The 22,104-nt window shown below is 53.2% G+C and carries 17 protein-coding genes; 6 read left to right on the forward strand and 11 right to left on the reverse strand.

What is annotated here, in order from left to right:
• Positions 1–28 precede the first annotated feature (28 nt).
• Entirely contained in the window at positions 29–2,857 is a 2,829-nt protein-coding gene (locus CJA_RS12450) for a response regulator (protein ID WP_158304066.1), read from the forward strand.
• Here the strand turns inward: CJA_RS12450 and recO are convergent.
• The 8 genes from recO to CJA_RS12490 form a co-directional block, all read right to left on the reverse strand.
• Positions 2,835–3,545, reverse strand: a complete 711-nt coding sequence (gene recO / locus CJA_RS12455) for a DNA repair protein RecO (protein WP_012488175.1) — start codon at positions 3,543–3,545, stop codon at positions 2,835–2,837. The two genes, CJA_RS12450 and recO, sit on opposite strands and share 23 nt — an antisense overlap.
• A 29-nt stretch (positions 3,546–3,574) precedes the next feature.
• Positions 3,575–4,486: a GTPase Era gene (gene era, locus CJA_RS12460; protein ID WP_012488176.1), complete on the reverse strand. Its 912-nt coding sequence runs from the start codon at positions 4,484–4,486 to the stop codon at positions 3,575–3,577.
• 32 nt (positions 4,487–4,518) lie between these two features.
• The gene (gene rnc / locus CJA_RS12465; protein ID WP_392397699.1) at positions 4,519–5,187 is read right to left on the reverse strand and encodes a ribonuclease III; all 669 of its coding nucleotides are present in this window, start codon (positions 5,185–5,187) and stop codon (positions 4,519–4,521) included.
• A 1-nt stretch (position 5,188) separates the two neighbouring features.
• Positions 5,189–5,659 carry a DUF4845 domain-containing protein gene (locus CJA_RS12470; RefSeq protein WP_012488178.1) on the reverse strand — a complete coding sequence of 157 codons (471 nt, stop codon included), beginning with the start codon at positions 5,657–5,659 and terminating at the stop codon, positions 5,189–5,191.
• Between the two features lie 106 nt (positions 5,660–5,765).
• On the reverse strand, positions 5,766–6,653 hold the full coding sequence (lepB, locus tag CJA_RS12475) for a signal peptidase I (RefSeq protein WP_012488179.1): 888 nt from the start codon (positions 6,651–6,653) through the stop codon (positions 5,766–5,768).
• Positions 6,654–6,670: 17 nt separating this feature from the next.
• Positions 6,671–8,470 carry a translation elongation factor 4 gene (lepA, locus tag CJA_RS12480; RefSeq protein WP_012488180.1) on the reverse strand — a complete coding sequence of 600 codons (1,800 nt, stop codon included), beginning with the start codon at positions 8,468–8,470 and terminating at the stop codon, positions 6,671–6,673.
• A 202-nt stretch (positions 8,471–8,672) separates the two neighbouring features.
• A complete protein-coding gene (locus CJA_RS12485) occupies positions 8,673–10,079 on the reverse strand; it encodes a DegQ family serine endoprotease (RefSeq protein ID WP_012488182.1) in 1,407 nt (468 codons plus the stop codon).
• A 149-nt stretch (positions 10,080–10,228) separates the two neighbouring features.
• A complete protein-coding gene (locus CJA_RS12490; protein WP_041551507.1) occupies positions 10,229–11,386 on the reverse strand; it encodes a MotY family protein in 1,158 nt (385 codons plus the stop codon).
• 141 nt (positions 11,387–11,527) lie between these two features.
• Here CJA_RS12490 and pyrC point away from each other — a divergent pair, with 141 nt between their 5' ends.
• From pyrC to CJA_RS12505, 3 genes are read left to right on the forward strand one after another with little or no spacing between them, the layout of a single operon-like run.
• Complete coding sequence (gene pyrC, locus CJA_RS12495) at positions 11,528–12,601, forward strand: dihydroorotase (protein WP_012488185.1); 1,074 nt, start codon at positions 11,528–11,530, stop codon at positions 12,599–12,601.
• A complete protein-coding gene (gene rnt / locus CJA_RS12500; RefSeq protein ID WP_012488186.1) occupies positions 12,598–13,269 on the forward strand; it encodes a ribonuclease T in 672 nt (223 codons plus the stop codon). Before pyrC ends, rnt begins: the two co-directional genes overlap by 4 nt.
• A gap of 32 nt (positions 13,270–13,301) precedes the next feature.
• Positions 13,302–13,676 (forward strand): MmcQ/YjbR family DNA-binding protein, encoded by a 375-nt coding sequence (locus CJA_RS12505; RefSeq protein WP_012488187.1) that lies wholly within the window; start codon positions 13,302–13,304, stop codon positions 13,674–13,676.
• Between the two features lie 13 nt (positions 13,677–13,689).
• Here CJA_RS12505 and CJA_RS12510 read toward each other — a convergent pair whose 3' ends face one another.
• Positions 13,690–14,163, reverse strand: a complete 474-nt coding sequence (locus tag CJA_RS12510) for a MaoC/PaaZ C-terminal domain-containing protein (protein WP_012488188.1) — start codon at positions 14,161–14,163, stop codon at positions 13,690–13,692.
• Between the two features lie 165 nt (positions 14,164–14,328).
• On the opposite strand from CJA_RS12510, the gene CJA_RS12515 reads away from it, so the two are divergent.
• Positions 14,329–15,147, forward strand: coding sequence for a universal stress protein (locus CJA_RS12515; protein ID WP_012488189.1), 819 nt, complete (start codon positions 14,329–14,331; stop codon positions 15,145–15,147).
• 96 nt (positions 15,148–15,243) lie between these two features.
• Here the strand turns inward: CJA_RS12515 and CJA_RS12520 are convergent, their stop codons facing one another.
• Positions 15,244–15,936, reverse strand: coding sequence for a DUF3313 family protein (locus CJA_RS12520; RefSeq protein WP_012488190.1), 693 nt, complete (start codon positions 15,934–15,936; stop codon positions 15,244–15,246).
• Positions 15,937–16,193: 257 nt separating this feature from the next.
• A complete protein-coding gene (gene purL, locus CJA_RS12525) occupies positions 16,194–20,081 on the reverse strand; it encodes a phosphoribosylformylglycinamidine synthase (protein ID WP_041551508.1) in 3,888 nt (1,295 codons plus the stop codon).
• Between the two features lie 535 nt (positions 20,082–20,616).
• Between purL and mltF the strand changes: the two genes are divergently transcribed.
• Positions 20,617–22,104, forward strand: a complete 1,488-nt coding sequence (mltF, locus tag CJA_RS12530; RefSeq protein WP_012488193.1) for a membrane-bound lytic murein transglycosylase MltF — start codon at positions 20,617–20,619, stop codon at positions 22,102–22,104.

Consider the following 22,104-nt stretch of genomic DNA (forward strand, 5'->3'; position numbering starts at 1 on the left):
CGGCCCCTTATCCCTGCGGCAAGGATCTATGAATAAGCAACCCAGCAGCGTAAAAAGAAGCCTGAAAAATTATGTCTGGCGCCTGATCTTTATTCCCTCGGTCATTGTTATTTTATTGATCAGCATCAGCCTGACCTTGTTGTGCATTTCCCAGCTCAATAAATACATTGATATGCGCGGCAGCATACTTGCGCAAAAAATGGCGCATTTGCTTCATCAACCCCTGCTGGATAACAACCTGCAACTGGCGCAACAAATACTCGCCGCTTCCATCGAAGAACCCTTTGTGCGCGCCACACACGCCTACATTGCCAAGAGCAACACCCACTTGCATTCCGGCCCGCAATTCCTGCCGGCAGAGGAACCGGCAGAGCCCAATATGCAAACCCCGGTCAAGCGCCACGCCTTCCATAGCATCAGGTTTGCCCATCCGCTGGTCGGTGTTGACAACCAGAATTCCCTTGGTTGGGTAGAAATTGAACTCGCCTCCTCGCCTTACCTGGTCGTGCGTTATGAAGCGATTATCCTGAGCCTTGCCCTGACACTCCTGTGTCTGGTTATCGGGGCCTATTTTGCGCTGCGGCTTTACCAAAAAATTGTCGATCCACTGGAACACGTCAAGGAAACCGTCAATCAACTGGCTCGCGGCAAACTCAACGAGCGCATCCGCGAACAACATACCAGCGAATTTTTTGGTTTGGCAGAATCCATCAATACCATGGCGGCGTCCATGGAAGCCGCACAGGAAGATATGCAAGCCCATATCGACAATGCTATTGAAGATCTGCGCGAAACCCTGGAAACCATTGAAATCCAAAACGTCGAACTGGATATGGCGCGCAAGGAGGCCCTGGAAGCAAGCCGTGTTAAATCTGAATTCCTGGCCAATACCAGCCACGAAATCCGCACACCGCTCAATGGCATCCTTGGCTTTATCAACCTGGCATTAAAAACGGAACTCAATGAAAAACAGCGCGAGTACATGGAAACCATCCGCGACTCTGCGCAAAACCTGTTGACGGTTATCAACGGCATCCTCGACTTTTCCAAAATTGAATCCGGCAAGTTGACCCTGGATTACGCCCCACTGCCCATTCGCAAAACGGTTGATGAAGTACTGCACATGTTGGCACCCGATGCCCATGAAAAGAACCTGCAACTCATCACCTATATTGAGCCCTGCATTCCACGCAACCTGCTCGGCGATGCCCTGCGCTTTAAGCAGGTTCTCTCCAACCTGGTGACCAACGCGATCAAATACAGTGATGCCGGCAACATTATTGTGGATATCAGCATTGCACAGCGCCAGGAAACCCAGATCACCCTCAAGGTGGCAGTCACTGACCAGGGCATAGGCTTGTCGCAGGAAGAACAGGAAAATCTTTTTTCCGCCTTTAGCCAGGTCGATAGTTCCAGCAGCCGCGAACACGATGGCACAGGTTTGGGACTGGCTATCTGTAAAGGCCTGGTTGAGCGTATGCACGGTGAAATCGGCGTGGTCAGTGCACCCGAACAAGGTTCCACCTTTTGGTTTACCGCGCGCCTTGGTATCGATAAGCGCCAACCGGCACCGAGTCAACTCGCCAACCTGAGCGATTACCGCATTTTACTCTGCGGCGAAAATGCCGACTCGCTTAAACAGCTGGAAAAATTGTTGCGCGAATGGCATGCCAATACCCACATTATCAGTGCAGTACACGATTGTTTTCCCATACTGCGCGAGGCCCGTGCGCAAGATAAACCCTTTGACTTACTGGTGTTGGATATAGCCCCTAATGAGCGCAAGATTCCTCCATTACTACTCAACAACCTGGCTGAGCAACTGGAAAGCGAATTCAACTGTACACTGGTTGCCTGTTGCACGCCGGCACACCAACGCTTGTTCCGTACCCATGCTGAACAAAGCAGTATTTTGTTTATTAATAAACCTATTGCCTATGATGCCCTGCTACAAACCCTGGGACGACAGCTGGATATCCATATCAAGGAAAACCGCGATCAGGATCAGGAGGATGCCCAGCGTCCCAGCGCACGGGTATTGCTGGTAGATGACAACCCTGCCAATTTACAGCTGGCTTCGGAATTGTTGCGCGGCCTTAATACCGAGGTCATCACAGCCAACAATGGCCCCCTGGCCATCGAGGCCTGCCAAACCGATGAATTCGATGTAATTTTTATGGATATCCAAATGCCGGGGATGGATGGCATAGAAGCCACACGCCGTATCCGCTCAATGGAATCCGGAAAACGACGCACGCCTATTATTGCCCTGACCGCCCATACGATTACCGAACAAAAAAGTGAGCTATTAATTGCCGGCATGGACGATTGCATCAGCAAACCGGTTAATGAAACCCAGTTGGCCCATATTATCAATCGCTGGGTTAGCCTCACGGGGAAAAAGAATGTCATCGTACAACCGGAAGAAAAAGAGCCGCTCGTACTCAACAAACTGCGCGAAACACAGCCTGGGGAACTTGGCTCCGTCGATATCCAGTTATGCCTCAAGCTGGCTAACAACAAACCCGCCTTGGCCCGCGATATGTTACAGATGCTGCTCAACTCGCTGGAGCAGGAAAAAGAACAGATCAACACTGCCCTCGCGCAAGAAAACTATGTGCAACTGGGTGAATTGATTCATCGCCTGTACGGCAGCTGCTGCTATTGCGGTGTACCCAAGCTAAAGCATATCAGCGGTTTGCTCGACAAGCTGTTCCAGGCCGGTGCCTACGACCATGCCAAAGATGCCATACCGGCGCTTATCCATGCACTGGATGATATCGTTCATTGGCAAAAGGATAAGAATATTGACGCGCTGTTTGGCCTGGATGAAATCAGTGAGGCGAACCGGGCGTAAACAGTTCCCGGCTTTTCAGCGGTCGTTTACCTAACAGGGGTTTAAACAACAGTCGCGCCAACTGCTTGGCTACACGGCGAGTATCCGCTGCGCTGTAATCACCTGCGGCAATGGCGAGCAAATGTGCACCGGCAATCCAAAAGCGAGGATCGCTATCTGCCGGGACGCTATAGAATCCCTGGTGAATATCACAAAGATAAAAATACCCGCTCTGAATAGGTTGCTGGCTGTGGCAATCGTGCAGAAAATCCAGGGCGTAGCCCAATCCCTGCAACAGCATAAATTCAAATTCACGCAGTAGCGGCTCCAGGGGCTCACCGCGATGCAGGGCATCCAGTGTCCATTCATAGCGCTCGAACAATCCTGTAATCACATCCTGCTCCGGCAACAAGCGAACCAAAAGCTCGTTGAGATAAAAACCGGAATACAGGGCATTACCTTGCAACTGTAGATAATGGTGATCCGTTTCAACGCCGGTAATTAGTTTTAATTCAGATTTGCCTTGCCAGTTTACCAGCAGGCGGTGGAAGGGATTTAACAACTGGCGCTTGTGGCCCTTGCTCTGGCGCACACCGCGCGCCACGGCGGTAATGCGTCCATACACCGGCGTTAATAAGTCAAGCAACAGGCTGGTATCGCGATAAGGACGCGCATGGAGGATATAGGCAGGTTGCAGGTCTACTCGCATGATTGCCCTCGCCCGCCAGATTCACACCATCAAAAATCGTTGTAGCCCAGACTGCGCAATGCGCGCTCGTCATCAGACCAACCGGATTTGATCTTGACCCAAAGCTTGAGCATGATTTTCATCTCAAATAATTTCTCCATATCGAGCCGAGCCTGGGTGCCAATAAGCTTGATACGTTCACCCTTGTCGCCAATCAGGATTTTTTTCTGGCCGGGTTTTTCGACCAGAATCAACGCCGAAATATTGAGCAAACTTCCCTCCTGCTTAAATTCCTCAATTTCCACGGCCATTTCATAAGGCAGTTCATCGCCCAATTGGCGGGTAATTTTTTCACGCACAATTTCCGCCGCCATAAAGCGCGAGCTGCGATCGGTAATCTGATCTTCGGGATACATATGTACCCCCTCAGGCAGGCGCTCAACAATCAAAGCCTCCAGGCGCTCCAGGTTGGCATTGCGCAAGGCCGAAATGGGCACAATCTCTGCCACATTCAGCTTTTCAGACAATGCCTGCAAATGAGGCAATAAACTGTCCTTATCCTCGATCTGATCGACTTTGTTAACCGCCAGGATAATGGGGCTTTTTACCTGGCTCAGGCGCTGGGCAACCGCATCGTCCTCTTCATTCCAGATAAACCGATCCACCACAAATACCACCACATCAACATCTTTCATGGCGGTACTTGCCGCACGGTTCATATAGCGGTTGATCGCTTTCTGCTGTCCCAGGTGCAAGCCAGGGGTATCCACAAAGATAATTTGTACATCACCTTCGGTTTTGATACCCACGACAGCATTGCGTGTAGTCTGGGGTTTGCGTGAAGTAATGCTGATTTTTTGCCCCAGCAGATGATTAAGCAGGGTGGACTTGCCGACATTCGGGCGGCCGACAATAGCAACATAGCCGCAACGGCCATTTAACACCGGGGAATCACTGGACATGGAAATACCTGAATAACAAACGGCTGGGCAGCCTAGAGTTTTAGCAATTTAAGCATGGCGGCGGCAGCCTGCTTTTCGGCTTCACGACGGCTGGAAGCTTGCGCCTGTGTCGACTGTTTGGCAATGGCGACGTGGCACTCGATTGTAAATACCTGGGCATGTCCTTCGCCGCCAACTTCCACCACCCGATACTCGGGTAATGGCTGGCGCTGGGCCTGGAGATACTCCTGCAAACGGGATTTAGGATCTTTGGCAGAAGTATCCAGGCTGATGGCGTCCAACCGATCGCCATACCAGGCCAGTACACGCTCCCGACAAGTATCCAGGCCTGACTCCAGGTAAATGGCACCAATAATGGCCTCTACCGCATCAGCCAGGATGGAATCGCGGCGATGTCCACCGGATTTAAGCTCGCCCTCCCCCAACACCAGGCACTCACCTAATTCAAATTCGCGCGCCAGTTCCGCCAGGGTATCGCCGCGAACCAGCTGTGAGCGCAAACGGCTCATCTGCCCTTCGCGCGCCTCGTCCAGGCGCAAAAACAAGGCTTCACCAATCAAAAAATTCAGGATGGAATCGCCCAGGAATTCGAGGCGTTCGTTATTGCTGGCCCCATGGCTGCGGTGGGTAAGCGCCAGTTGCAACTGGCGCTGGTCATTGAAGCTATAGCCCAGACGTTGCTCCAGGCGCTGGTATTTCAGATTAATCACGGGTCTCTGCTTTGAAGGGACGGCAGCACAACCCTGGGCGGGTGCTATCCAGATGGTTTTCAAACGTAAGCACTAGATCAATGTTATAAAACAGGTTAACGCGGGTTTCATAGTCAATCATTACCAGCACATTATTGTTGGAGCGATCGATTTCAATATTCTTGGTGGGGCCTTCACTGCGCACATTGTTAATCATGTAGAAATTGGCCAGTTTCTTGCGAATTTCAGCATCTGTCATATCACTCAGGCGAGAGCCACCGTCTTCCAGGCTTTTCAGCGCCGTCACCACATAGCGGTTTTCGGCATACAAAGGCACAACCCTGAATGCAAATAACAAAAAGAAACCGGCAACCAGGATAATCAGCATCCACTGGATCATGCTAAAACCGCGCTGCCCGGCCAGGTAGCGGCGGTTCAACCAGGCTGCACTTCGTGTCCGGGAAGTCAAAGAAACCATACTCATAGATGCCCCTTTTTAGATGCTAGTGGATAGCCTATAGGTATTGCAGGCCAGCTAATCAGACAGCCATAGTTGTAGCATCACCCCAAACCGATGCAAGCTGTCACACCTATTGAATCATACCCACGTTGCCAAAACTGGGAATACTGAACAATTTATCCCAATGCATCCACACGGCAAAGGCTTTCCCGACAATCTGGTCCTCACTGACAAAACCCCAGTCGCGACTGTCCAAACTGTTATCGCGATTATCGCCCATCATAAAATAATGACCTTCGGGGACGACCCATGACCCGGTGCGACTCAGCGGACCGGGAATAATGTTTTTGTGGGCGGTAAATTCATGACCATTAATAGTTTCTTTCACTTCGCGGACGACAGGTGCCAGGGGAGGCAGCTGGGCAACCAGGGTTTCGGGAACCACCTGCCCATTAATCGTCAGCACATGGTTGACATAACTGATCCGGTCACCGGGCACACCAATAACACGCTTGATGTAGTAAGTATCCGGGGCATGGGGCGGGAAGAACACCATCACATCGCCTGGCTCCGGCTTGTTAACCGGAATCACTTCAGTATTCAACACCGGCAGGCGAATACCATAGGTATATTTATTAACCAGAATAAAATCGCCCACCTTGAGCGTGGGAATCATGGAGCCCGAGGGAATCTGGAATGGCTCGACAAGAAAGGAGCGCACAAAAAAGACAATAAACAAAACCGGGAAAAACGATTTGGAATATTCGACCAGGATGGGTTCGCGTGCAGCGGCTTCACGAGCAGACGCATAAGCCTCTTGCGCCTTGGTGTAATCTTCGCGCACCGTTGCCGGTGCTCCGGCCTCAGGCTCGGGCAGTGACCGAAACGAGGCGAATTGTTTATCCACCAGTGAAACGCGCTGTTTGCGCGGTTTGGCCCAGAGAATCGCGTCCAGCAACCACACCAGACCGGTAACCAACACCGCAAGGGTGAGGATCAGGGGAAGATTAATGCTCATTCAATATCCTTGGGGAATTAACTGTCTATTTTCAGGACGGCAAAGAAGGCAGCCTGCGGGATTTCCACATTACCTACCTGTTTCATACGCTTTTTACCGGCCTTTTGTTTTTCCAGGAGTTTCTTCTTACGGGTAGCATCGCCACCGTAACACTTGGCCAATACATCTTTGCGCAGCGCCTTCACCGTGGAGCGGGCGACTACCTGGCCACCAATGGCTGCCTGGATGGCCACATCAAACATCTGGCGTGGAATCAGGTCTTTCATTTTCTCGACCAGTTGGCGCCCCATGTGCTGGGATTTATCGCGATGCACAATAAGCGCCAGGGCATCCACCTTGTCACCATTGATCAATACATCCAGGCGAACCAGCTTGGCAGGCTGGAAACGCAGGAAATTGTAGTCCAGTGACGCAAAGCCACGGCTGACGGATTTGAGGCGGTCAAAGAAATCTGTGACCACCTCATTCATTGGCAACTCATAGCGCACAGCTACCTGGGAGCCGGTGAACTGCAAATCTTTTTGTACACCGCGTTTTTCAACACACAGGGTAATGACATTGCCCAGATGCTCCTGGGGAACCAGGATATTGGCTTCCACAATAGGCTCACGCATTTCATTAATACTGCCCGGATCAGGCAGTTTGGACGGGTTATCAACAAAAATAGTTTCACCCTTGGCGGTTTCAATTTCATAAACCACAGTCGGTGCTGTCGTGATCAAATCGAGATCGTACTCGCGCTCCAAACGCTCCTGGATAATCTCCATGTGGAGCATACCGAGGAAACCGCAACGAAAGCCGAATCCCAGGGCATCAGAGCTTTCAGGTTCATAGAACAGGGAGGCGTCGTTAAGGGTCAGCTTGGCCAGGGCCTCACGGAAAGACTCAAAATCATCGGAACTGACCGGGAACATACCGGCGTAAACCTGGGGTTTGATCTTCTGGAAGCCCGCCAAAGCTTCCACATCCGGGGTTTGCGCATGGGTGATGGTATCGCCCACGGGCGCACCGTGGATGTCTTTAATACCGGCAACGACAAACCCTACCTCACCCGCTTTCAGTTCTTTGAGCTGCAGGGGTTTGGGCGTAAATACCCCCAGGCCATCCACCAGTTGTGACTTACCGATGGTCTTGGCAATAATTTTGTCCTTGAGGCGCAATGTCCCCTGTACGACACGCACCAGGGAAACGACCCCCAGGTAATTATCAAACCAGGAATCAATAATCAGGGCTTGCAAGGGCGCGCCTACATCACCGGTAGGCGGGGGAACCAGGCGCACAAGTTCCTCCAATACATCCTCCATCCCCAAGCCCGATTTGGCGGAACAGCGAACGGCCTCGGTCGCATCCAGGCCGATAATATCCTCAATCTCCTGGGCTACACGATCCGGCTCTGCCTGGGGCAGGTCCATTTTGTTGAGTACCGGAATTACCTCAAGCCCCTGCTCGATGGCCGTGTAACAGTTGGCAACCGATTGGGCTTCAACCCCCTGGGCCGCATCGACCACCAGCAAGGCACCTTCACAGGCCGCCAGGGAGCGGGATACTTCATAGGTAAAGTCGACGTGCCCCGGGGTATCAATAAAGTTCAATTGGTAGGTTTTGCCATCCCTTGCCTTATAGTTAAGGGTCACACTGTGAGCTTTGATGGTGATACCACGCTCGCGCTCCAAATCCATGGAATCAAGGACTTGAGCTTCCATCTCGCGATCGGATAAACCGCCACAAATCTGGATAAAACGGTCGGCAATGGTCGATTTACCGTGGTCGATGTGGGCGATGATGGAAAAGTTACGGATATGGCTCAGGTCAGTCACAGGCGCTAACTACTTAATAAAAATGGAAAAAAGTCCCCTGAATGGGGGGCGGCAAGAATGGCCGGCATTCTAGCCTATTTACCGGGGCCGTGCTATGCGGGGCCACAGACCCCGGATCAGCGCCAAACCGGGCAAGGCCCGGAAACAACAGCGCCGGCTATTTGCCGGCGCTGGCGCAACAAAACCTACGGGCTAACAATACCTACTTGATGGTGACTGACCGGAAAATTGCCCGTCCATCGCGGTAAAAGCGAATCGCCTGGGGCTCATTTTTGGGTAACCCCTTAACAACCTTTTGGTAATCCGCTGAGGATTTGATATCGGTAAATGCCAGTTGGGTGATGATATCGCCTACTTGCAACCCCGCCTCTGCCGCCGGGCTTCCGGATTTAATCTTACTCACCACTACACCCGCCTCCGCACCTCCGCGCCGGGTTTGCTCCAAGGGTGCAATAACCAGCCCTAATACATCTTCTGCGTCCTGTGCCGGCACCCTGGCAGGACGACTGGCCGCTTCTTCCGGCGATACCGGCAGCTTGCCTACGGTAACCCGCAGGGTCTGTTCCTTACCTTTGCGCATGATCACCAGGGGGACTTTCGTATCAGGTGCTGTACGGCCCACCAGGTAAGGCAGGTCACTTGAGGTATGCACCCCCGAACCATTGAACTTGATGATTAAATCCCCTGCTTTCAGGCCCGATTTTGCGGCAGGTCCATCGGGATCAACATCATTAATCAACGCCCCCATGGGTTTATCCAGGCCCAGTGAGCTGGCGAGGTTCTTATCCACATCCTGAATGATCACGCCCAGCCAGCCGCGATCCACCCGGCCTTTTTCTTTCAGCTGGGCGACAACATCCAATGCCAGGGAGGATGGAATCGCAAACGACAATCCTACCGAACCGCCGCTGGGTGAATAAATCTGCGAATTAATCCCGACCACTTCACCGTCCATATTAAACAGCGGGCCGCCGGAGTTACCCGAGTTGATAGCAACATCCGTCTGGATAAAAGGCACATAGTTACTTTCGGTATGTGCAGAGGGGATACTGCGACCAATAGCACTCACAATTCCGGCGCTGGCGGAATAATCGAGGCCAAAGGGTGAGCCAATAGCAACGACCCATTGCCCCACCTTCAGGGTTTCACCCTGTGCCAATACCAGGGTAGGCAGGCCTTTAGCATCCACTTTTAACAATGCCAGATCCGAGCGCTCATCGCGCCCTACCAATTCTGCCTGGAATTCACGCTGGTCACTCAGGATAACGGTAATCTCATCCATATTGCTGACCACATGATCATTGGTCAGCACATAACCATCCGCGGAAATAATAAATCCCGATCCGAGCGAGCCACGATCGCGCGGAGCCTGGCGCTGCTCCAACAGCTCGCGAAAAATATCGGGAAGGTTTTGCATGCTGGGCGGCAACTGCTGCGTCTGGCGCTGGCTGGCCGCTTTGGAAACTGCCGTGATTTTTACAACGGCGGGGGAATGCTTTTCGATGAGGTCAGTGAAATCCGGCAACTGCACCGCATAACCGGTGCCGGTGAATACCAAGGTCAACACGATGGCGGTAAAACCGGTGAATTTGGCAATCAATCTTTGCATGAAATGCTCCTGGTGGTCGATAACACACAAATACCCGACACGAAAAATCAGGCCCTGTGCAGCTTCCTGTCAGACTCTCGCCTGGATAAAAAATTCCCGAGGGATTTGGAGGCACTCACAGGGATCACCAAAACCTGCCCTCACTGAATTCACGGTTTCGGTTGCTTGCCCGAGCGCAGATCCTGGCTTTCCACCATCCGCTCAAGTTCTTTCAAGGTAAGGGCATCGCGCGGTTTATCAAGCACCCCCTCATCTGTTTTTTGCAAGGCAGCTCCGGCAGCCTGGCGCTGTGCCTGCTGTTGTGCGAGTCGCTCTTCCAGAACCTTGAGTTCAGCAGCCTCGGCATCTTGCCTGGCCTGCTCCTGGGTACGAAGTGCCTGGACACGTTTTTCCATCACCTGGCGAGTATCGGCATTTTCCAGGCGCACAGTGACGCGACGGTTTTGTGCACGCCCCTGCTCTGTCGCATTGGAGGCTGCCGGGTATTTGTCGCCATGCCAGCGACTGGTGATTTGCGCCACGTTCATGCCTTTGGCAATAAGATACTGGCTCACCAATTCCGCCTGGGTACGTGACGCATCCATACTCTGCTCTGCCTCATCGCGCTTGTCACTGTGAGCATCCACAATCACCCCCAGGACATTTTTATCAGCCAGCGAATAACGCGCCACCTTGTCCAACTCGCCCTTGGCTTTATTGCTTAATTGGCTGGCGTCGCGCTGGTAATGGAGCGTAATACGCGCAATCTGTGCAAAGGTATAGGGGATCAACTGACCGGTACATTGGCGGTAGGCGTCATAAGCTTTGGGGAAGTTACGTGGCGAAAGGCTCACCCTGAGCAGGGATTGCCCACCGTCGGATGATGCCCCGGTAAACATCACCCCCTGGCCTTGCTTGAGTTGGTCAAGCACCGGGGTAACGCCCTGTCCGGTAAGACGCAGGGATCGACCGGCGCCCTCCTGTTGTACCCGCCCCAGGCTAATCGGCGCCAGGTCCCCGCGCCAGGCGGGAGGTTGTGCACTATAGCTGACACTTCCGACAGGAAAGCCCTTGTGAATAGTACCGCGCAACTCCAGCACCTCACCCACAGCCGTTTTGTTGCTGAGTTGGGCCTCGCCAAAACCGGGGATGTCATGGTTAAGCAGGCAGCTGAATGCACCACTTTTGACCCGCCATTGGGATTCCTCCCAACTGGCGCCATAGCTCTGGGCCCAAACCGGATGCCCCCAGACAAGCGCACACCAGAGAACGCCAAACACCCGCGTTGTATACGGCAATTGCCTGGCAACCAATAAACGATCTTTCATACCAACAGGTCGCAACCTCATAACCCCTTCCAACGATTGGTAACCCGCCCGAGTATAGCCTGTGTCATTGCAAGGCTGCGCCGGGACAGCATTTTTGATAGGATGCGGCCAGTTTTTTGACCCACCACCGGATGTTTCCCCATGTCATCAGCGTCTGTTACCAGCCATTCCCCCCAAGAGCTCCGAATTACCCGTCCCGATGACTGGCATATTCACCTGCGCGATGGCGAAGCGCTGGCCCGCACAGTAGCGGATGCTGCACAGCAATTCTCACGGGCCATTGTCATGCCCAACCTGGTGCCGCCGGTACTGAATACCGAGCAGGCCCTGGCGTACAAAGCGCGCATCCTGGCAGCCCGCCCCGCCGGATTGCAATTCGAACCCCTGATGGTGCTCTACCTGACAGACAATACCGATCCCGCCGAGATTGCCAAAGCCAAAGCCGCCGGTGTGACGGCGTGTAAACTCTATCCTGCCGGTGCCACCACCAATTCAGCCTCGGGCGTCACCGACCTGAACACGATTTACCCGGTACTGGAAGCCATGCAAAAAGCGGGCATGCACTTCCTGCTCCACGGAGAGGTTACCGACAGCACAATAGATATTTTCGACCGGGAGAAGGTTTTTCTTGAGCGCACATTCAGCAAAGTTGTGCAAAATTTTCCCGGGCTGAACATGGTGCTGGAACACATCACCACCGCGGATGCCGCCGAATTTGTCACCCATGCCCCTGCCAATGTGGCCGCCACCATTACAGCGCATCACCTGCTCTACAACCGCAACCATATGTTAGCGGGTGGGATTCGCCCACATTATTACTGCCTGCCCATCCTCAAACGCAGCACACACCAACAGGCGCTGATCAAGGCAGCCACCAGCGGCAGCCCCAAGTTCTTCCTGGGAACCGACTCGGCCCCCCATGCCAAAGACAAAAAAGAAGCCGCGTGCGGCTGTGCGGGCAGCTATACCGCCTATGCCGCTATAGAGCTTTACGCCGAGGCGTTCGAGGACGCTGGTGCACTGGACAAGCTCGAAGCCTTTGCGAGCCATTTTGGCCCCGACTTTTACGGTCTGCCGCGCAATAGTGAACAGATTACCCTGGTGCGTCAGCCCTGGCAGGTTCCAGAGCACCTGGATTTGGGCCAGACCACTCTGGTTCCCCTTCGCGCCGGTGAAACCCTGCGCTGGAAACTGAAAAACCAGGCGGCCCAATGAACCCTCCCGAGCAAATGCGCGATCCCCACTCACCGCTGGCCCAGCGATTCCGCGGTTTTTTACCCGTTATCGTGGACGTAGAAACCGGCGGCTTTAACGCCCAAACCGATGCCCTGCTGGAAATTGCCGCTGTTACCATCCGCATGGATGAAGACGGTTTCCTACACCGCCATGAAACCTTTGCCTTCCAGGTAGAGCCGTTCGAGGGCGCCAATATTGAGCAGGCAGCACTGGATTTCACCGGTATCGATCCCGACAGTCCCGACCGGATTGCCGAACCGGAGCTGATGGTGATGACTGACCTCTTCAGCGCGGTGCGCCGCGCCGTTAAGGAAAGCGGTTGCACCCGCGCAGTGATGGTGGGACACAACGCCCATTTCGATTTGGGTTTTGTGAATGCCGCTGTTGAGCGCTGCAATATCAAGCGCAATCCATTTCATCCATTTTCGGTATTTGATACAGCCACGCTGGCTGGACTGGCTTTTGGTCAAACAGTATTGGCTAAAGCCTGTAAAACAGCAGGCATTGAATTCAGCAACAGCGCCGCGCATTGTGCGGCTTACGATGCGGAAAAAACTGCCGACCTTTTCTGCCTGATTGTCAATCGCTGGCAAACCCTGGGCGGTTGGTGTGCAAGCGATGATGAACTTGATGAGGATGCGGAATAACCTGCGTACCCTGTTGTTCCGGGAGGGACATGATGGCATTCGACCTGAAAGCTTACCTGCTCAGCAAACCTGAAGCCGGTGAAGATTTCCCCTTCGGCCCGGAAGTCGCGGTTTACAAGGTGCGAGGAAAAATGTTTGCCACCCTGGGCATAGAAAAACACCAGCAGCGCATGAACCTCAAATGTGATCCGCTGGAAGCCGAACAATTGCGTATGGTCTTTCGCGACAAGGTATTACCCGGCTATCACATGAACAAAAAACACTGGAATACCATTGTCGTCGATGGCACGGTTCCCGATGGCGAAGTGCAACGAATGATCGATAACTCTTACGCGCTGGTGGTTAAATCTTTGGGGAAGGCCGTAGCCTCCCTGCTGATCAGCCAAGCCAGGGATGTTACGCCCTGAGCTTAATGCTTTATTAGCCCACGCGGATATCCGGTAATTCTCCCGCCTTGATGGATAATTTTTCGGACGGGGCAATAACCTCCGCAGTTCCCTTCGCGATCAATTTGCCATCCTGGTTGTGGGCTTCACATGCCAGCGTTACCAGTTTGATACGCGCTTTAATCTCTGCGACCGTCAGGGTTACTGTCACCACATCGCCCGGCTTAACAGGGTGTTTAAACGCAATACTCTGGCTGCGATAAACCGAGCCGGGTCCCGGCAGGCATGTGGCAATAGCGGCAGACACCAGTGCGCCCGTCCACATACCGTGGCCGATAGGCTCACCAAAGGGAGTCGTCGCGGCATAATCCTTATCCAGGTGCACCGGATTGACATCGCCGGAGCAGGCCGCAAACAGCACAATATCCCGCTCTGTCAGGGTTTTGCTGTAGCTGGCCGTCTGGCCTACAGACAACTCGTTAATTGTGTAATTTTCAAGCAAATTCATGCACATACTCCGCATTTGGTGTAAAAAATGTGCATAGTTTACGCCAGATCAAATCCAATTGGCGCGGTGATCGATTGCACCCTGTAAAAAGACTATCGGGGTTGCTATGCTAGGCCAAACCAAACGATAACAACCCCCGATACCAGGGAAACACCAGGAGCTACTATGTCCAAGCCAGAAAAGATTTTCGTCGTTGTCGACCCCAACGACACCACTCACATTGCTCTGGAGCGCGTTATCATCACGTCTACTTTGCGCGATGTTAAACCCAAGGTTCACGCGTTTGTGGCTGTCGATCCCAATGCTGTTGATACCCGCACCGTTAACGAAAACGTATTCCGCGACCTGAGCTGGTTTGAATCTGCTATCAAAAACCCACTGATCAATGCCGGTATTGATTTCAACCTGGAAGTGTCCTGGTCAAGCGAGTGGCAAAAATCCATCATGGAATCCGCAAAACGCTTTGATGCTGACCTGATTTACCTGCCGGTTCACGCTACAACCGCATCCAGTCGTTTCCTGTTTACAGAATCCAAGTGGGAGTTGTTGAAAGGTGCCTACTGTCCAGTGGTGCTGATTCGCCCGGGTGCCAAAGCGCAGCGCAAGGTTATCCTGGCAGCAGTTAACTTCCAGGCCGAACGCGATGTGCAAAAAGAACTCAATAAAAAAATTGTCGCGCAAGCCAAATACTATGCCGAGGTTTATGGTGCAGACCTGCACGTCATCAATGGCTATATGGATTCAATGAGCTATCCGGATCGCGCCAAGATCCTTGCCGAAACCGGTTTGCCCAACGACAAAATCCATGTGGATAACGGCTACACCTCCGATGTGGTATCGGCATTGGCTGAAAAAATCAATGCCGACCTGATCGTGATGGGAACCCTGGGTCAAAATGGTATGACCAAAACCCGTCGCGGCAACACCGCAGAGCGTTTGATTGCTGCCGTCGATACCGACGTTATGGTCATTAGCCACGAATAAGTTTTGAGTAATGACGCTAAAAAAACAAAGGCCGGTGCAAACACCGGCCTTTGTTTTTTTACAGTTGCTTTTACAGCGGAATAATAGCCAAGCCTATTAGCGTCCAGACAGGTTATCCAGTTCTGTGCGCAACTTGCGCAACCAGGCATCGAATGCCAGGCGAACCTGGATATTGTTGGTAACGCGGTTGTTCTCCTCCCAAATACGTCCCAGGTCACGCTTGTCCGTAATAATGCCGACCGCTTTGCCAGTGATGGAATCGTAAAGGGACATTTCAATGGTCATGGTCCCCATTCCTTCGCTGTACACCTTCATAATGCCGGGGCGACCATCAGAGTCATCTTTACTGGCCAGTGGTGCAATTTGCAGGATACGCGACTTAATAACCAACACATCGTCACTCGCCGCTACTGAAGTTACATAGGTGCCGTCAGCAACCAGGTTTTTAATCAAGGCTTCGGTATAGCGCTCTTGATAATAGGCTTTATCGGCAGGCTTTAAGGTCCAGGGCGTATCGCGGGTAAAGTTGCGCGATGAAGACTTCAGGATTTCTACGTTTTCCATGTCCAACTGCTCAACCAGCAGTTTTTTGTACTTGGCAAAATCTACGCCTGGCGCGACAAAGGTTCCATCAAAACGGGACTTTTCAACCTGGCTCAGCCCCTGCTCCTGGGCTTTTTTCTGGGCTTCCTGTTCATGTTTTTTGGTGAAGGTACAGCCTGCAACAACACTGACAAGCAAACCCATCACCAGCACACGCATCAAACTTGATTTCACATGACTTTTCATAGATACCTACCTGTTGCTGCGATGATATACGGATGTTTATTAGAGGTTATTTAAAGGGTGAGGTTCATTACACAAACACTGAAACCGACAGCGACAACATCAAAAAAATGCGCCATGTTATTGAAGCATAAAAATAAATGGGCAAATCGTTATCCGTGGCCTGGATTTGTAATACTTTGTAGCACTAAATGCCCCAATAACAAAGGAGGCATTCGCCTCCTTTGTTATGGGTCCGGGATTCATGCTATCAGCCAGGGTTAACCCACAAACACCCGCGCATTGCGGAACAGGCGCAGCCAGGCGCCATCGTCTGTCCACCCATCCGGTTTCCAGGAGTTAGTAACAGCGCGAAACACACGTTCCGGGTGCGGCATCATAATAGTTACCCGGCCATCCGTACTGGACACACTGGTGATGCCCAGCGGCGAACCGTTGGGGTTGGCGGGATAGGTTTCGGTAACCCGCAGGCTATTGTCGATAAAGCGCAGCGCCACTGTACCACTTTCGTCGCAGCGTTTGAGTGCTTCCGCGTCGGCAAATTCGGCGTGACCTTCACCGTGGGCAACAGCCACCGGCATGTGCGAACCAGCCATACCCGCAAACAATACCGAGGGCGATTCCTGCACCTGCACCAGGCTGAAACGGGCTTCAAACTGCTCGGATAAGTTGCGCACAAAACGCGGCCAGTGACTGGCGCCGGGAATCAGGTTTTTCAGGTTGGACATCATCTGGCAGCCATTGCACACACCCAGGCTGAAGGTGTCATTGCGATGGAAGAAACGCTCAAACTCGTCGCGCACCCTGCTGTTAAACAGGATAGTTTTGGACCAGCCTTCACCAGCCCCCAACACATCGCCGTAGGAGAAGCCACCACAGGCCACCAGCCCCTTGAATTGCTCCAGGGATACACGGCCAGAGAGCAAATCGCTCATGTGCACATCAACGGCTTTGAAACCGGCACGATCAAAGGCTGCAGCCATTTCCACATGGCCGTTAACCCCCTGCTCACGCAATACCGCAATTGCAGGACGCACGCCCCCGTTTATAAAAAATGCAGGGTTGATAAAGGGGGCTGCCACATCCTCATTAAGGTCATAGCTGAGCTTTACACTTAAGCCGGGGTTAGGCTGGGTGATAGCAGCGAACTCCTGCTCGGCACAGGCAGGGTTATCGCGCAGTGCCTGAATACGGTAGCTGGTTTCGCTCCACAGTGCTTGCAAGCGCGCGCGCGGCTGGTCGAACAGCACCTTGCCATTCAGGCTGATATTCACGGAATCGCTGTTGTTCAGGCTACCGATAACACTGACGGTCAAACCGGCATCCACAAAGCGTTGTTGCACAGCGACAGATTGCGCGCGCGTCACTTGCAACACCGCACCGGCTTCTTCACTGAACAAAATCGCAAGCGCGTCATCGCCCAAACCATCCAGGTTCACGCTCACCCCGGTATGACCGGCGAAAGCCATTTCAGCGAGGGTTGCAAACAGACCGCCATCAGAGCGGTCGTGATAGGCAAGCAATTCATGAGCGGCAAGGCTCGTTTGCATGGCGTTGAAAAAACCGTTGAGCTGTCCGGCTGAATCCAAATCAGCAGGGGTTTGACCCAGTTGGTTATACACCTGTGCCAGGATCGAGCCGCCCAGGCGGTTTTTGCCATTGCCCAGGTCAACCAGCAGCAGATCGGTATCCCCCTTATCAATACGCAGTTGTGGCGTCAGGGTTTGGCGCACATCCACCACCGGCGCGAAAGCGGAAATAACCAGCGACAAGGGCGCGGTAACGGCCTTGTCGTCACCGCCCTCTTTCCAGGCAGTGCGCATGGACATGGAGTCTTTACCCACCGGCACGGTAATCCCCAGGGCCGGACACAATTCCATCCCCACCGCCTGCACAGTGCGGAAGAGCTTTTCGTCTTCGCCTTTGTGGCCAGCGGCGCACATCCAGTTGGCGGAGAGTTTTACGTCAGACAGTTTTTCAATGCGCGTGGCGGCAATATTGGTGATCGCCTCGGCAATAGCCATACGGCCGGAGGCAGGTGCATCCAGCAGCGCTACCGGGGTGCGCTCGCCCATGCTCATGGCTTCACCGGCGCAGGAGTCGTAGCTCACGGTAGTCACGGCGACATCGGCAACAGGAACCTGCCAGGGGCCGACAAATTGATCGCGCGCCACCATGCCGGTGACCGAGCGATCGCCGATGGTAATCAGGAAGTTTTTGCTGGCGACCGCCGGGTGCTTAAGTACGCGCTCAGCAGCGTCGTTCAGGTCGATACCGGCAGTGCTGAATTCGGTGGTTTGCGCCAGGTGCTTATCGGCAGTGCGGTGCATTTTGGGCGGTTTGCCAAAGAGTACCGACATGGGCAGATCGACCGGCTTGGCATCAAAGTGCTTGTCATTGACCAGCAGGTGTTTTTCATCGGTCGCTTCACCGACCACCGCGTAGGGCGCGCGCTCGCGCTGGCAAATGGCCTCAAAGCGCGGCAGGTCCGCCGGGGCAATGGCCAATACATAGCGCTCTTGCGATTCATTACACCAAATTGCCAGGGGGCTCATGCCCGGCTCATCGTTGGGTACATTGCGCAGCTCAAACTTGCCGCCGGTACCGCCATCTTTCACCAGTTCGGGGAAAGCGTTGGAAAGGCCACCGGCGCCCACATCGTGGATAAAGGCAATGGGATTGTTATTACCCAGCTGCCAGCAGGCGTCGATCACTTCCTGGCAGCGGCGCTCCATTTCCGGGTTTTGGCGCTGTACCGAGGCGAAATCCAGATCCTCGGACGAAGAGCCGGACGCCATAGAAGACGCCGCACCGCCACCCAGGCCGATCAGCATCGCCGGACCACCCAGCACAACCAGCTTGGTTCCTGCACCGAAGGGCGGCTTTTCGATATGTTCGGCTTTGATATTGCCATAGCCACCCGCGAGCATAATCGGCTTGTGGTAACCGCGACGCTCGCCATCGAAGTTTTCCTCAAAGGTACGGAAGTAACCGCAAATATTGGGGCGGCCAAATTCATTGTTAAACGCAGCACCACCGATAGGGCCTTCGATCATGATGTCGAGCGGAGTCACTATGCGGTTCGGCTTGCCGTAGTTTTCTTCCCAAGGCTGTTCAAAACCGGGGATCTGCAGGTTGGAGACAGTAAATCCCGTCAAGCCCACTTTGGGCTTGGAACCGCGGCCCACCGCACCCTCGTCGCGAATTTCACCACCAGCACCGGTACCCGCCCCCGAGAAAGGTGAAATGGCGGTGGGATGGTTATGGGTTTCCACCTTCATTAATAGATGAATGGGCTGCTGGGTGTATTCGTAGGCCTTGGTCTCCGGGTTGGGATAAAAGCGCCCGGCTTCATGACCCACTACCACAGCGGCGTTATCGGCATAGGCCGACAGCACATTGTCACCACCCACTTCATTGGTATTCTTGATCATCTTGAACAGGCTGCGCTCCTGCTCTTGACCATCGATAGTCCAGGAAGCGTTGAAGATTTTGTGGCGGCAGTGTTCGGAGTTGGCCTGGGCAAACATCATCAGCTCCACATCCACCGGGTTGCGTCCCAATTGGGTAAAGCTGGCGACCAGATAATCGATTTCGTCATCCGCCAGGGCCAGGCCCAGGGATTTATTCGCCGCTACCAGTGCCGCCCGGCCACCGCCGATAACATCCACGGTGGTTTGTGCGGCGGGCGCTTGCTGCACAAACAACTGCTCAGCCGCTTCCAGGCTGTCAAAAACCGTTTCCACCATGCGGTCATGTAATAAAGAAGCAAGAACCGCGCGCTCAGCGGCAGAAACATCGCCAGCCACATAGTAGGCAATACCGCGCTCGATGCGCTTTACGTTATCCAGGCCAGTATTTCTAGCAATATCCGTGGCCTTGGAAGCCCAGGGCGAAATAGTACCCAGGCGTGGCACCACCAGGAACAATGTCCCCTCGTGGCTAGCCTCTTTCTCTACCTTGGGTCCGTAAGTCAGTAATTGTGTTAACACTTGCTGTTGCGCGTTATCCAAAGGCGCTGTGACATGGGCAAAGTGGACAAATTCAGAACTAACGCCGATCACACCCGGCACCTTTTGTTGCAGGCTAGCCAGGAGTTTTTGGGTGCGGAAACTGGAAAGAGCGGGAGCGCCACGCAGGATTAACATAGTGGGAAGAGCCTCGGCATGGGGGTAGTGACAAAAGAGAGGCGCGCATTGTACTGGATTTGGACTGGCCCGAGAGCTTTTTATAGCCCTAAACCTGCCGATAACCCCCAAGCTGTTACCCGTCAGCGACCTGTAACCTCTGTAAAAAAACGCATTTTGGTACTTTTTTGCACAATTTTTTAGCAGCTTGCACCGTTATTTTTGTGTTTTTGCACCTCACAAGCACATTCTCAATGCGAAAAACGGCGCAAAAATATGCTTTTTATTAGATTTTTTTACACTAAGAAGAACTACAAAACAGCACAAAGAATAACTTAACGTTTTGATTTTTATAAAAATTATAAATAAATCATATTTATAAACAAAAATTCCTAGCCGATTCCTGCTCAAAAAACAAGCTATTCACGCTCAAAAACTGCCGATAAGATGGCCGCCATTTTGCACGGGTCAAAAATGGATTGGATTCGGCATGAGTGCACACACGAATTAGTAACACCCTTCGGGCGTTGTCATTCAGTAAACCGGAGAACCCCTTATGGAAATACGCAAGCTTTCGCTGTCCACCATAAGATCGATTATTACAAGCCTGTCAGTGCTTGTCCTTGTTATCTCTGCCAGCGCTACGCTGGTGCGCAGCACGCCGCCTAACGTGTTGGAGCAGGTTCTCGCCAGTGGCGAGCTGCGGGTGATTTCCACCAACGGCGCAACAACATTTTATGAAGGCAGCGATGGCCTGACAGGCTTTGAATACAGCCTGTTAAAAGGTTTTGCCGATTCCCTGGGTGTTAACCTGGCGATTGAAAACCAGGCGGATACACGCGAGTTGCTGCACGCCGTCGAGCAGCGCCAATACCATATGGGCTCTGCTGAGCTCACCGCACTGGAGAGCCAGGATTACCACCTGAGCTTCGCCAAGCCCTATATGCAAATTACCCAGCAGTTGGTTTACAACCACCGTTTGGGCACACCGACCAGCATTAAGGATTTGAAAGGTAAAGAGGTACTCATCCTCGCCGACTCAGCGCACAGCAAACGCGTTGCGCGGCTGCAGAAAAAATTCCCCAATCTCACCTGGCGCCCCATCGAAAATGGACAGATGATCGACTTGCTGGAGATGGTCCATAAGGGCGAGGCGGATTATGCCGTGATTGATTCCAATGCCTACGAATTACATCGCTACTCTTATCCACGTGCAAAACTGGCCTTTGATATCAGCAATCCGCAACCACTGGCCTGGGCCTTTCCCCACAGCAAGGACACCAGCTTGTTTGATGCGGCGCAACGCTACATGGCACAAATAAAAAGGGATGGCAGCCTGGCCCAGGTTACCAAGCACTTTTTTGAACGCCATATCGATGAAGTAACTACCGGCGAGGCGATGGTATTTGCCTACCGCCTGCAAAACCGCTTTCCACAGTGGTCTGATGCCATGAAGTCGGCAGCCACTGAGTTTGACCTGGACTGGCAAATGCTCGCGGCGATTGGTTATCAGGAGTCTCACTGGTTGGCCGATGCGGAATCCCACACCGGCGTGCGCGGCTTAATGATGCTGACCAAACGCACAGCGCGGGCCATGGGCGTCAATAACCGCGAAGATCCCCTGCAAAGCATCTACGGCGGCGCCAAGTATTTCCGCATGATGCTCGACCGCCTGCCTGAACGCATCCAGGGCGACGACCGGCTGAACCTGGCGTTAGCGGCCTATAACCAGGGCGCTGGCCACCTGGAAGATGCGCGCGTATTAACCCAGCGCATGGGGGGAAATCCTGATAAGTGGGAAGACGTGCGCAAGTACATGCCCCTGCTGTCGAAGTCACAGTATTACAGCCGTGCAAAACATGGCTATATGCGAGGCTGGGAGCCAGTGCAATTCGTAGATAACGTGCGCAACTATCACAAAATTATTGCGTGGCATGAACAGCAAAACGAATTGCGTTTGGCCAGCTACAGTGGCGGGGCATTAAGCTCACTGCATAAAGCGCCGACGGAAACTGCTGCCCAAGGCGAAAATCTCTCCCTGTAA

Source organism: Cellvibrio japonicus Ueda107, from assembly GCF_000019225.1.
Classification (GTDB): Bacteria; Pseudomonadota; Gammaproteobacteria; order Pseudomonadales; family Cellvibrionaceae; genus Cellvibrio; species Cellvibrio japonicus.